At 61.6% G+C, this 12,528-nt stretch carries 10 protein-coding genes and 1 pseudogene; 1 reads left to right on the top strand and 10 read right to left on the bottom strand.

All coding sequences use genetic code 11. The features are described from left to right. From EN932_RS16175 to EN932_RS16130, 10 genes are all read right to left on the bottom strand, one after another. The coding region (locus EN932_RS16175) for a sodium:proton antiporter (RefSeq protein ID WP_164890502.1) at nucleotides 1-1,246 on the bottom strand (1,246 nt) is incomplete at its 3' end. Between the two features lie 261 nt (nucleotides 1,247-1,507). Beyond that, nucleotides 1,508-2,572 (bottom strand): ABC transporter ATP-binding protein, encoded by a 1,065-nt coding sequence (locus EN932_RS16170; protein WP_127368667.1) that lies wholly within the window; start codon nucleotides 2,570-2,572, stop codon nucleotides 1,508-1,510. A gap of 16 nt (nucleotides 2,573-2,588) precedes the next feature. Continuing rightward, nucleotides 2,589-3,380: an ABC transporter permease gene (locus tag EN932_RS16165; protein ID WP_013529687.1), complete on the bottom strand. Its 792-nt coding sequence runs from the start codon at nucleotides 3,378-3,380 to the stop codon at nucleotides 2,589-2,591. Next, nucleotides 3,377-4,171, bottom strand: a complete 795-nt coding sequence (locus EN932_RS16160) for an ABC transporter permease subunit (protein WP_224621361.1) — start codon at nucleotides 4,169-4,171, stop codon at nucleotides 3,377-3,379. Before EN932_RS16160 ends, EN932_RS16165 begins: the two co-directional genes overlap by 4 nt. 187 nt (nucleotides 4,172-4,358) lie before the next feature. Continuing rightward, a complete protein-coding gene (locus EN932_RS16155) occupies nucleotides 4,359-5,465 on the bottom strand; it encodes an ABC transporter substrate-binding protein (RefSeq protein WP_013529685.1) in 1,107 nt (368 codons plus the stop codon). A 242-nt stretch (nucleotides 5,466-5,707) separates the two neighbouring features. Continuing rightward, a complete protein-coding gene (locus EN932_RS16150) occupies nucleotides 5,708-6,880 on the bottom strand; it encodes an iron-containing alcohol dehydrogenase (protein WP_013529684.1) in 1,173 nt (390 codons plus the stop codon). Between the two features lie 17 nt (nucleotides 6,881-6,897). Then, nucleotides 6,898-8,286, bottom strand: coding sequence for an aldehyde dehydrogenase family protein (locus EN932_RS16145; protein WP_127368668.1), 1,389 nt, complete (start codon nucleotides 8,284-8,286; stop codon nucleotides 6,898-6,900). Between the two features lie 126 nt (nucleotides 8,287-8,412). Next, entirely contained in the window at nucleotides 8,413-9,783 is a 1,371-nt protein-coding gene (locus tag EN932_RS16140; protein WP_013529682.1) for a glutamine synthetase family protein, read from the bottom strand. A gap of 87 nt (nucleotides 9,784-9,870) precedes the next feature. Beyond that, nucleotides 9,871-11,427 (bottom strand): amino acid permease, encoded by a 1,557-nt coding sequence (locus EN932_RS16135; RefSeq protein ID WP_013529681.1) that lies wholly within the window; start codon nucleotides 11,425-11,427, stop codon nucleotides 9,871-9,873. Between the two features lie 44 nt (nucleotides 11,428-11,471). After that, nucleotides 11,472-12,290 (bottom strand): N-formylglutamate amidohydrolase, encoded by an 819-nt coding sequence (locus tag EN932_RS16130; protein WP_127366004.1) that lies wholly within the window; start codon nucleotides 12,288-12,290, stop codon nucleotides 11,472-11,474. A 144-nt stretch (nucleotides 12,291-12,434) separates the two neighbouring features. On the opposite strand from EN932_RS16130, the pseudogene EN932_RS38920 reads away from it, so the two are divergent. Continuing rightward, nucleotides 12,435-12,528 (top strand): annotated as a pseudogene (locus EN932_RS38920) (RpiR family transcriptional regulator); the annotation flags it as partial.

Raw genomic sequence — 12,528 nt, 5'->3', positions numbered from 1 at the left:
CCTGCGCAACCTCGCGGTCGACCGTTTCGTCAGGATTGAGATTCAAAAGGCGCAGCAGCGGCTTCAGGCTCATGCCTTGCAGCACCAGCGTGCCGAGGACGACCGTGAAGGCAGCGAGCACGATCGGGTCGCGGGCCGGGAATTCAGCCGGCAGGGCGAATGCCGCCGCAAGCGTCACCAAACCGCGCATCCCGCACCAGCCGATCAGCACGCCGCCACGAAACGACGGAGCGTCACGCTGACGATCAGCCACGCCGAAACGGTCAAACCACCTGATGATCGCGCCGCACCCCAGAACCCAGACGAAGCGTGAGACGATGACGATGGCGAGCACTGTCCCGGCCAGGACGAACGCATCGGTCTGCCCCTGCCCGGCAAGCCGGCCGACGATCGTACGCGCCTGCAGGCCCATCAGCACGAAAGCCAGAACATTGAGCACGAAGACCGCCGTTTCCCAGACGGAATAAGAGCTGATGCGGTTTCTGGCCGGCATGCGGCGCGGCGCGGTGCGGGCGATCGTCATGGCATAGACGACTATGGTGATGATGGCCGACAGTCCGATCCTGTCGGCCAGGATCCAGACCCCGAACGTGCCGGCAAATTGCACCACAGTGCCGCTCGCCGGGTCCTCGATCCGGCCCAGCGTCATCAGAGACAACCGGCCAAGCAGATAGCCGGCCGCAAGACTGCCGAGCGTGGACAGCAGGATCATCGGAACGGCGCTGCTCAGCAGAATGGAGCCTGCTGCCGCAGAAATCGCCATTCGGTAAATCAGCAGCGCGGTGGCGTCGTTAAGCAGGCTCTCGCCTTGCAGAATGGCAGTGATGCGATGCGGCACCTTGAACTGGCCAAGTACGGCCGATGCCGCAACCGCATCGGGCGGCGCCACGATGGCGCCAAGCGCTATGGCCGCGGCAATCGGCAGACCTGCCATCGCCCAGCCGGCCAGCGCCACCGTCGCTGTCGTGAAAAGGACGGCACCAAGCGCCAGCAGCACAAGCGGCACCTTGTAGCGGTTGAGATCGCGCAGCGACGTGTCATAGGCGGCGTCGAGCAGTACCGGCGCGATGAACAGGGCAAGCGCCAGTTCCGGGTCGATCTCGATGGTCGGCACGCCAGGCACGAAGGCGATGGCCACCCCTGCCAGCGCCAGCAAAGAGGGATAAGGAACCTGCACGCGCCGCGACAGCGCCGTCAGCGCAACGGCGATCAACAGCAGAACGAGTGTCAGTTCGAAAAGAACCATGGCCTCTTATAGCCGGGAAGCGAGATTCTGGCAGCGGCAAAGCGGCTGGAAATTGTTGATTACCCGGCAAGCTCGAGCCGGCAGAAAATACCTCGAATTGCTTCCTGACAAATCGCCGTCCACACCGACATTGAAATCATCTGATATGGGGCGCGCTTAAACGCGGACTTCCCTGCACTGCAGCCCATGCCACGCGGCGGAAGCATCCTTCCCCCTTCGCTAACCGGGATACAGCCATTCATTCCAAACAAGCGCAGCAGCCTAGTGCAGCACGAGCATATCGCTCGAAGAAAACGAGATCTCGGCCTTCTCACCAACTGCGGGGGGCGGCGTTGCCGGGCTGTTGAACGTGTCGAGCGAGACCGTGTTGCCGCCGATGCCGACACGAACCCGGATGACCGATCCGAGGAAATGCACTTCGGAGATTTCTCCGGATAGGCTGGAGTCACGGCCAGGCTGGCGGCCCAGCGAAATAACTTCCGGACGCAGCGCCAGGGACAGCGTGTCGCCCGACTTGGAACCGTTGAGCTTGCCCTTGAGCGAGACCTGTTCGGAATTGACCCTCACCGTGCCCGCGGCGGCATCGGTGACGGTGCCTTCCAGCACATTCAGCGTGCCGACGAAATTGGCGACGAACTTGGTTGCCGGCCGGTTGTAGATCTCGAATGGCGTGCCGACCTGCTCGGCCTTGCCGCCATACATGACGGCGATGCGGTCCGAGATCGACAGCGCCTCTTCCTGGTCGTGCGTGACGAAGATGGTGGTGATGCCGAGCTTCTTCTGGATCGACCGGATTTCCTCGCGCAGCGACACGCGCACCTTGGCGTCGAGCGCCGACAGCGGCTCGTCGAGCAGCAGCAGCTTTGGCTTCGGCGCGATGGCGCGGGCTAGCGCGATGCGCTGCTGCTGGCCGCCCGAGAGCTGGTAGGGATAGCGATCCGCCATCTGCGGCAGCTTGATGATGCCGAGCATCTCGGCGACGCGGGCATCGATGTCCGCCCTCGGCATGCCAGCGACCTTCAAGCCGAAGCCGATATTCTGCGCCACGGTCAGGTTCGGGAACAGGGCATAGGCCTGGAACACCATGCCGACATTGCGCTGGTTGGGCTTCAGTCTCGTAATGTCCTTGCCGCTGACGACGATCGTGCCCGCGCTCGGCTCCTCGAAACCGGCAACCATGCGCAACACCGTCGTCTTGCCGCAGCCGGATGGCCCGAGGAAGGAGACGAATTCGCCGCGCTCTACGTCGAGATTGAAGTCCTCCACCACCGTGGTGGCGCCGAAGGATTTTCGAACGTGCTGGATGGAGAGGAATGGGTCGGCCATGGCGTGGTTCTCTCGATCAATTTGGGCGGTTCGCCGATTTCGGCGCGAAGCGGGACAGGATCTGGATCAGCGACATGCAGCCCCAGGTGATGGCGAAGGCGATCACTGCAAGGGCTGCGGGCTCGTATGCACGGTTGGCGCCGATGTTCTGCAGATACGGGCCGAAAGCCGGACGGCTGAGCAGGCTGGCCATTGTAAACTCGCCAATGACGATGGCGAAAGTCAGGAATGCGCCGGACAGCACCGCGATCAGCACATTGGGCAGGATGACGCGGGTGATGATGGTGCCCCAGCCCGCACCCAGAATTTGCGCGGCTTCGGTCAGCGTACGCACATCGATGGTGCGCAGACCGGTGTCAACGGCCCGATACATGTAAGGCAGAGACAGCGTCGTATAGCCAATGACAAGCAACGCGTTCGCACCCCAATTGCTTGCCAAGAATGGCAGCGGCGAGTTCGAGCCGTACATCCTGATATAGCCGAAGACGATGACGATTGCCGGAATGACCAGCGGCAAAAGGGTGATGAATTCGACGATTGGCCTGAGCTGAGGCAGACGCAGCCGGATCCAGTATGCCGCCGGCACCACGATCAGCACCCCCAGGATAATGGTGCAGAGCGCAGCGATGACTGAAAAGAGGAAAGTTGACTGGAAGCGCGCGTCTCCCAGCACGACTTGATAGGCGTCGAAGGAGTGGACGCCGCGCCGCATGCGCAGCGAGAACTCGACCGTCGCCATCAACGGAATAAAGAAATAGGCAGCCCCGACAACAAAGACGACCCAGGCCCAGAACTTACCCGACTTCATTTGAGCCACCTTTCGGACCGAGTCCGAAACCAGATGTAGAAGACATTCGCAAGCCCGGTGATGACGATCATGCCAAAGGCTATGGCATAAGCGAGTTGCGGGTTGTGCAGCACGTCGCCATTCATCTGCGAGTAGAGCTTGATCGGAACGATATTAAGCGTCGGACCGGCAAACGCATAAGCGGTGGCGATGGCGCCGAAGGCGTTCGCAAACAACAGGATGACCGTACCGAGAAAACTCGGCCATATCACAGGGATGACAACCATGCGCCAGTACTGCGCCTGCGTGGCACCGAGCGTGGCCGCAGCCTCGCCCCACTCCTTCTTCAAGCCGTCGATGGCTGGTACGATGATGACCACCATCAGGGGAATCTGAAAGAACAGATAGACCGCGATCAGGCCCGTTGTGGTGAGAAAATTGAAGCCCATCGCGTAAATGTTGATGTTGAGCACGTCACGCAGAAGCGTCGTGACGATACCGACGCGGCCGAGCGTAGCCAGGAACGCGAAGGCGAGCGGCAAGCCGGCAAAATTCGAGGCGACGCCCGAAAACGTCAGGGTCGCGGAGCGCGTCCAGCTTGGCAGTCCGCCGCGCACGATCGCGATCGCGATGGCGAGCCCGGCAAACGCCCCGATGATGGCCGACCAGAAACTGATCTTGATCGAAGACCAGTAAGAATTGCTGATCGACGGATCGCTGACCAGCTGCAGAATATTGTCGAGCGTGAACCCGCCTTCACCGTTCCGGAAGGCTCCCACGACGAGATAGAGCGTGGGCAGGATCAAGAACATTAGGGCAAAGATGAAGAACGGCGCCACGCCTATCCATTGCGTCGGCAAGCGGAAGGCGGTCGCCTCCTTCGGCGGCACCGGCTTGGTGGCGAATGCCTGATTTGAAAGCGAGAGATCGGTCATGCGCCGGCTACCGTCTTCGAGGAAGGACCGGGCGGCCTCGCGGCCGCCCGGTGGATTTCAAGTCTTACTTGACGTTGGCGCCGACAGTGGCGTCCCAGTTCTTGCTGATAGCTTCCTTGGCCTTAGCCTGCTCGTCGAGCGACGGGAACGCGGCCGAGGCATAGGATTCCGCCGGCGGCAGCTTGGCCAGCACGTCCGCCGGGATCTTGCCGTTCTTGGCGAGATCGTTGAAGCGGATCGGGTGGCAATAGCCCTTCAGCCAGCCGATCTGGCCTTCGTCGGAGTAGAGGTATTCCATCCACAGCTTGGCTGCATTCGGATGCGGCGCGTAGGCGCTGATCGCCTGCACGTAGACGCCGGCGACGACGCCGGTCTTCGGCACGATGACGTCGACGGGCGGGTTGCCCTTCAGCGTGTCGCGGCCGGCGAGCGCGTTGTAGTCCCAGTTGATCAGGATCGGAGTCTGACCCTGGGCAAGCGTTGCCGGCTTGCCCACGACCGGAACGAAATTGCCGGCCGCGTTGAGCTTCTTGAAGAAGTCTAGGCCAGCAGTGCCGGCAGCTTCACCGGCTGCGGCGCCACCGGAAAGGCCGGCGGCGTAGACAGCCTGGATGGCTTGGTTTGAAACGCGCGGATCGCCGGCAAGAGCGACCGCGTTGGCGAATTCCGGCTTCAAGAGGTCGGCCCAGTCGGTGGGCGATTCCTTGATCAGGTCCTTGTTCACCATGAACGACAGAACGCCGTAATAGTCGCCGTACCAGAAGCCGTCGGCATCCTTGGCGCTGTCGGGGATCGAGTCCCAGGTCGACACCTTGTAAGGCTGGATCAGGCCATCGGCCTTGGCGGTCGGGCCGAAGGACAGGCCGACGTCGATGACGTCGGGCGCCTGCGGGCCCTTGTTGTCCTTGTTGGCCTTGATCGCCTCGACCTCGTCGCCGGAGCCGGCGTCGGGGTTGAGTTCGTTGACGGTGATTTCCGGATACTTCGCCTTGAAACCTGCGATGACATCGCCATAGCCGCACCAGTCATGCGGCAGCGCGATGGTGGTGAGCTGGCCTTCCGCCTTGGCGGCCTTGACGAGATCGTCCAGCGAATCCGCGGACGAAATCACCGTCGACGCGAAAAGCGCCGCGGCCGAAAGGGAAAGCACTTTCCCCGTGAACTTGAACATGTGTTCTCTCCGTTGAACTGACGCCGTTGGACGCCTGCGATGCGGTATCGTTTTCATGTGACAGCCAGATGAAAGCTTTGTGAAAGCGGCTGCTCGCAGTGCGAAAAAGTAAACTCTTTTTAACCTGATGTAGCAATCGCTCCGCGATTCTTTTTCCGGCTAACTAGTTTGTGCCTTGCCCGTCATCCTCCCCCTTGTTTTCATAGCCCCTTTTCAGATCACTTTGCGGCGCGGAAAACGCCTCAGACCGTGCCGGCAATGGCGTTTTCGAGCAAGGTCAGCGCCGCCTTCTTGGTCAGCTTGACCGGGTTACCGCCGGCGGTCGGATCGACCACCGCCATGTCGGCGATCAGCGCCTTGCGTTTCTTGTCCATGTCGAGCCCCTTGATAAGGCCCGGCAGCGCATGCGGCACCTTCAATTCCTTGCGCAGCTTGATAATCGCCTTGGCGAACCCGTCGAAGCCGCCCTTGATGCCGCAATAGGCGGCGAGCCGGCCGATACGCTCCTCGATGGAGTCACGGTTGAAGGCGAGCACATAGGGCATGAACACCGCATTGGTCATGCCGTGATGGGTGTCATAGAGCGCACCGACCGGATGCGACAGCGAATGGATGGCGCCGAGCCCCTTCTGGAAGGCAGTGGCGCCCATGGCGGCGGCGCTCATCATGTGGGCGCGCGCGACGAGATCCCTGCCGTTGGCATAGGCCTTCGGCAGGTTCTCGAAGACCAGCCTCACACCTTCGACGGCGATGCCGTCGGCCATCGGATGATAGCCCGGCGCGCAATAGGCCTCGAGACAGTGGGCGAGCGCATCCATGCCGGTGCCGGCGGTGATGAAGCCGGGCATGCCGACCGACAGCTCCGGATCGGCAATGACGATTGCTGGCAAAAGTTTCGGATGGAAGATGACCTTCTTGGTGTGCGTCGCCTCATTGGTGATAACGCCGGCGCGGCCAACTTCCGATCCGGTCCCGGCGGTGGTCGGCACGGCGATGATCGGCGCGATGGCGTCCGAATTGGCGCGCGTCCACCAGTCGTCGACATCCTCGAAATCCCATACCGGCCTGACCTGCCCGGCCTGGAAGGCGATCAGCTTGCCGAGATCGAGCGCCGAACCGCCGCCGAAGGCGATGACGCCGTCATGCTTGCCCTTCTTGAACACGGCGATGCCGGCGGTCAGATTGGACTCGACCGGGTTAGGCCTGACCTCGGAGAAGACGCCGTAGGGAACCTTGGCGTCGTCGAGAATCTTCAGCGTCGAGGCGACGACCGGCAGTTTCGCCAGTCCAGGGTCGGTGACGAACAACGGCCGCTTGATGCCGGTGGCCGCCAGCACCTCAGGCAATTCCTTGATGCGGCCGGCGCCGAAGCGGACGGTGGTGGGGTAGTTCCATTTGGAGATCAGCTTGGACATTTTTGTCTTTCAATAAATCAGATGGCTTCGCGCAGATGGAATGATTTCGGCCGGGTCAGATTGTCGTAGCCGATGGCCGACAAGCCCGCACCCTTGCCGGTGTCCTTGACGCCGGTCCAGACCAAGGCGGGGTCGAGGTAGTCGCAGCGGTTCATGAACACCGTGCCGGTCTCGACGCGGTTGCCGATCGCCACGGCATGCTCGGTATCGCGCGTCCAGATCGAAGCGGTCAGCCCGTAGGGACTGTCGTTCATCAGCGCGATCGCCTCTTCGTCGTTGCGCACCTTCATGATGCCGACGATCGGGCCAAAGCTTTCCTCGCGCATGACGCTCATCTGATGATCGACTTCTGTCAGCACCTCAGGTGCCAGATAAGGCGAACCAGCCTTGTCGTTAGCCACCTTCATGTTGATGTGCGCCTTGGCACCCTTGCGCAGCGCTTCCGCCTTCTGTTCACGGATCAGGTCAGCAAAGCGCGCCTGCGCCATCGGTCCCATCGTCGTCGCCTGATCGAGCGGATTGCCGAGGACATAGTTCTTGGTCTCGGCGATGAAGCCTTCGACGAATTCGTCATAGACCTTCTCGTGCACATAAACGCGTTCGATGCCGCAGCAGCACTGGCCGGAATTGTAGAAGGCGCCGTCGACCAGATTGGCGACCGCATGGTCCATCTTGGCGTCGGGCAGCACATAGGCCGGATCCTTGCCGCCAAGCTCGAGGCCGAGCGTCATGAAGGTGCCCGCCGCCGCTTTTTCGATGGCGCGGCCGCCGCCGACCGAACCGGTGAAATTGACGTGGTCGATCTTGCCCGAGCCGAGCAGCCTTTCGGTCTGGGCGTGGTTCAGCACGACATTCTGGAACACGCCCTTGGGCAGGCCGATCTTGTCGAAAGCCTGCTGAAAGCGTTCGCCGACCAGCAGCGTCTGCGCCGCATGCTTCAGGATCACGGTGTTGCCGGCCATCAGCGCCGGCACGATGGTGTTGACGGCGGTCAGATAGGGATAATTCCACGGCGCGATCACCATGACGACGCCGAGCGGGTCTTTCTTCACATAGCGGCGGAAACCGTCCTTGGGGTTGGAGGCCGGCACCGATTTGAGCGCCTGCTCGGCGATCTCGACCATGTAGTTGGTGCGTTCCCTGACGCCGCCGAATTCGCCGCCATAGCGCACGGGGCGCCCCATCTGCCAGGCGATCTCCGGCACGATCTCGTCGGTCATCGCGACCAGCGCTTCCAGCATAGCCAACATGTACTTGCCGCGCTCGACGATAGGTGTCTCAGCCCACTTCTCTTGCGCCGCCTTGGCGCGTTCCACTGCGGCGTTGATCGCCTGGTCTGTAGCAATCGGCCGCTCGGCATAGATCGAGCCATCGACGGGGGTAATGAGTTTGACCGTCTCGGTCATTTTGTAAGTCCTCGTATTCTACAACAAAATCGTATGGCCTGGCGCTGCCCCTCATCTGCCTGCCGGCAGCCTCTCCCCACAGGGAGAGGCTAAGAGTGAAGGGGGGCGCCAACGAACCGTCGATACCTAATACCGCTCGAACCCTCTGTGCAGTTCCCAATCCGTAATCCGGCGGTCGTATTCGAACTGCTCCCACTTTGCGGTGTGGACATAGTGTTCGAGCACATCCTCGCCGAGCGCCTGCTTGAGCATCTTCGACTTCGCCAGCGTGTCGGTGGCATCGCGCAGCGTCTTCGGAATCTCCGGCAGGCGAGATGCCTGATAGGCATCGCCGACGAACGGCTTCTGCAATTCCAGCTTTTCGTCGATGCCGGCAAGGCCGGCGGCGATCAGGGCTGCGAAAGCAAGATACGGGTTGAGGTCGGCGCCACCGATGCGGCATTCCATGCGGATGCCCTTGGTGCCCTCGCCGCACAGGCGGAAGCCTGCGGTGCGGTTGTCCTCGCTCCACATGATCTTGGTCGGCGCGAAGGTGCCGGCCTGGAAGCGCTTGTAGGAGTTGATATAGGGCGCCAGGAACCAGGTGAATTCCTTGGCGTATTTGAGCTGGCCGGCGGCCCATTGCTGGCCGAGTGTCGACAGCGTCCAGTCGGCCTTTTTGTCGAAGAACAGCGGTGTCTTGCCGTCGGCGCTCCACAGCGAATTGTGGATGTGGCTGGAATTGCCGGCGAGCCCGTAATTATACTTGGACATGAACGAAATCGCCTTGCCCTCGGACTCGGCGATTTCCTTGGCGCCGTTCTTCAGGATGACGTGGCGGTCGGCCATGTCGAGCGCCTCGGCATAGCGCACATTGATCTCTTCCTGGCCCGGACCCCACTCGCCCTTGGAATTCTCGATCGGAATGCCGGCCGCTTCCATTTCGTTGCGAAGCCGGCGCATGACGCCTTCTTCCTTGGTGGTGATGCCGATCTGGTAGTCGCCGATATAGGGCGATGCGGTGTCGAGACCTTGCCAGTGCTTCTTGCGGGCCGAATCGTAGGTCTCGTTGAACAGATAGAATTCGAGCTCGGATGCGAAATAGCCGATATAGCCGCGCTCGCTCAGCCGCTTGACCTGCTTCTTCAAGATGGCGCGCGGCGAATGCGGCAGGTCGTCATGCGTGTGGTGGTCGAGCACGTCGCAGATCACGAGCGCGGTCTTTTCCAGCCAGGGAATGCGCCGCAGCGTGGCGAGATCCGGCTTCATGACGAAATCGCCATAGCCCTTCGACCAACTCGCCGCCTTGTAGCCCGGCACCGGCTCCATATCGATGTCGGCGGCCAGCAGATAATTGCATCCATGCGTTTCGTCATGCGCGGAATCGACGAAGTACTGCGCCAGGAAGCGTTTTCCCGCCAGCCGTCCCTGCATGTCGACGATGCAGGCCAGCACGGTGTCGATCTCACCGCTGGAGACCGCTTTCTTCAACTGATCGAACGAGAAATTTCCGGCCATTCCTTTGGCACTCCAGCGCTTGGGCTTTGAATGAGTTGAACGAAACCATGGCCGGCACGATGCCGGCCATGGCCATGATGGTGGAGGTCAGTGGCCGGTTTCGCCGACTGCCTGTTCGGCCGCCTTGATGGCCGCCTGACGCGCCGCAATGATGTCGCCGAGCGGCGGCCCCTGGAAGCGGCGCTTCTCGAAGCCGAACCAGACGACTGCCGTCAGGATGAAGAAGCCGACGGTGATGTAGAGCGCCCAATCGTTCGGCGGCTGGATGCCGATGATGAAGATCAGGATCATTGAGACGATCGACAGGAAGGCGAACAGCATGAACACGCCGCGCCCCATGTTCCAGGGACCCATCTTGTCCCACTTCGGCGTGCCCCAGGCGAGCATGCCGAGCACGATCGGCACGGTGAAGGAGAGGAACAGGAAGATGACGGTGCAGGAAACCACGATGGTGTAGGCCGAAGTGCCTGCGACCGAAACCAGCGTCGAACCCCAGACGAACAGCACCGACAGGATCGAAGCCGTCCAGATCGCCGCCACCGGCGTGCGGTAGGTCGGGCTGACCTTGGCGAGTGCCGCCGAACCCGGCAGGCCGCCGTCACGCGAGAAGGCGAAGATCATGCGCGAGGCAGACGTCACCGTGGCAAGGCCGCACAGCAGCTGCGCGACGAACACGACGAGGTAGACGAACTCCTTGATGCCGGGGCTTACACGCTGGTCGAAGGCCCAGAAGAACACGTTCCAGCCCTGCTTGGCGGCATCGTCCATGTTCGGGATCATCAGCACGAAGGCGGCCAGGAACAGATAGCCGAAAACGGCCGACCAGATCACCGACATGACCATGGCGCGCGGCACGGAAGAAGCCGCCTTGATGGTTTCCTCCGAGGTGTGCGCGGAAGCGTCATAACCGGTGATCGTGTAGATCGGCAGCAACAGTCCGAGCGCGAACACCCAGGCATTCGAGACGGATGGCCACACGCCGGCGCCTGCGTCCCCGGAATAGTTCTTGAAGGTGAAGAGACGGCTGAAATCCCAGGTCTCAGCGGAAGCCAGGCAGACGATGGCGATCAGGATCGAGCCGAAGAAGATGAGATAGCCCGAGAAATCGGTCAGCTTCGCCGTCAGCTTGATGCCGAGATGGTTGATCAGCGCCTGCGCGCCGGTGATGATGATCAGAAAGATCATCTGGTTTGTCAGCGTGCCTTCGATTCCGAGCGTCGGGCCGAAAGCGCCGATGAAAAACGTCCAGGTGCCGACATTGATGGCGCCGAGCACGGTGATCAGGCCGAGCAGATTGAGCCATGCGGTGACCCAGCCGGTGCCGCGGTTGCCGAGGATCGAACCCCAGTGATAGAGGCCGCCGGCCGTCGGATAGGCCGAGCTGATCTGCGACATGGCGACCGCAAAGGTCAGCGAAACGAAGCAGCCGACCAGCCAGCCGATGCCGATGCCGATGCCGCCGGCGCCGGAGGTGGCCTGGGCCAGCGAATTGATGCCGCCCGACAGGATGCAGATGATGGAGAAGGAAACGGCGAAGTTCGAAAAGCGACTGAGGCGCCGCTCCAATTCCTGGGCATAGCCCATGCTGTGGAGGTGCTTTACGTCCTCCGCCTTGTCAACTTCAGTATAACCCGGTGCTGCCATTTTAGTGTCCCCTGTTGGTTTTCGGGTCGGGATGAGATCCCGCCCTAGCTAGCCGATTGAACTGACTTTCCGACTGAATGCGATCTGGTGTGTCCGGCCTCCTCTGGCTCCAGATCCGAAAAAATGCCCGTGAGCAGATCCGCCCATTTCCGCTGCCCGGTCTCGCCGGCGATTTCGTCATTGCGGATTTCGATCATCGCGCAGGGCAGTCCGCGCGGGCGCGCATGCCGTTCCAGCGTGAAATAGACTCGGTCATCAGGTGAATACGGCTCGTTGACCCCGACGGTGACACCGGAAAGCCGCTTCAGCGCCGATATCAGCGGCGCCGCCAGCCGGCGATCCTCGTCATGGATGATGCCGATATGCCAGGGCCGGTTGCGGCCCTTGTATACCGGCGTGAAGGAATGGACCGAAACCAGCCGCGTTTCCTGACCGTGTGACAGCCTGTGGCTGATGATATCCGCAATCGTATCGTGGAAAGGGCGCCACGAAAGCGCGACACGCGCGGCACGCTCACTTTCCGACAGGCCGGCATTGCCCGGTATGGCCGTTGTCTCACTGACCGGCGGCACCAGGTCGGGCGCGTCAAGCGGCCGGTTGCAGTCGATGACAAGGCGCGAAATGCGGGTTTCGACCAGCGTCGCGTCGAGCGCCTGCGCCATGCGGCGGGCAACCGGCAGCGCGCCGGGATCCCAGGCGATGTGGCGCGACAGGTCCTCGACAGCAAGGCCGAGCGTGCCGAATTCGGCGGGCAGGAAGTTCGAGGCGTGATCGCAGGTCAGCACGAAAGGGCTTGATCCGCCGGGGTTCGTCACCCTTACGGTATCAGACGATGCAAGGCTGGCGGGCCGTGCTTTCTCCATACTCTGCCGTCCCCGGGGAGCGCTGTATCGTATGTTACGTATTTTGCCTCATTGCGTCCCTGTGGATGATTTCATACAGTTTGTCCGGCTTTGTCAAATGCGATTTCGGAAAAGACCATCGACCGAGCCAAGGGTGGGGAAAAGATGATTTCCAACATTGCCGAACTGATCGCCGACCGCATCGGCACGATGCCGGCCAGCGAACGGCGCGCGGCCCAGACACTGATTGCCTTCTACC

Source organism: Mesorhizobium sp. M7A.F.Ca.US.002.01.1.1, assembly GCF_004022955.1.
Classification (GTDB): Bacteria; Pseudomonadota; Alphaproteobacteria; order Rhizobiales; family Rhizobiaceae; genus Mesorhizobium; species Mesorhizobium ciceri.
Note: the sequence above shows the minus strand (reverse complement) of the source record. Positions and strands in the feature narration are given on the sequence as shown.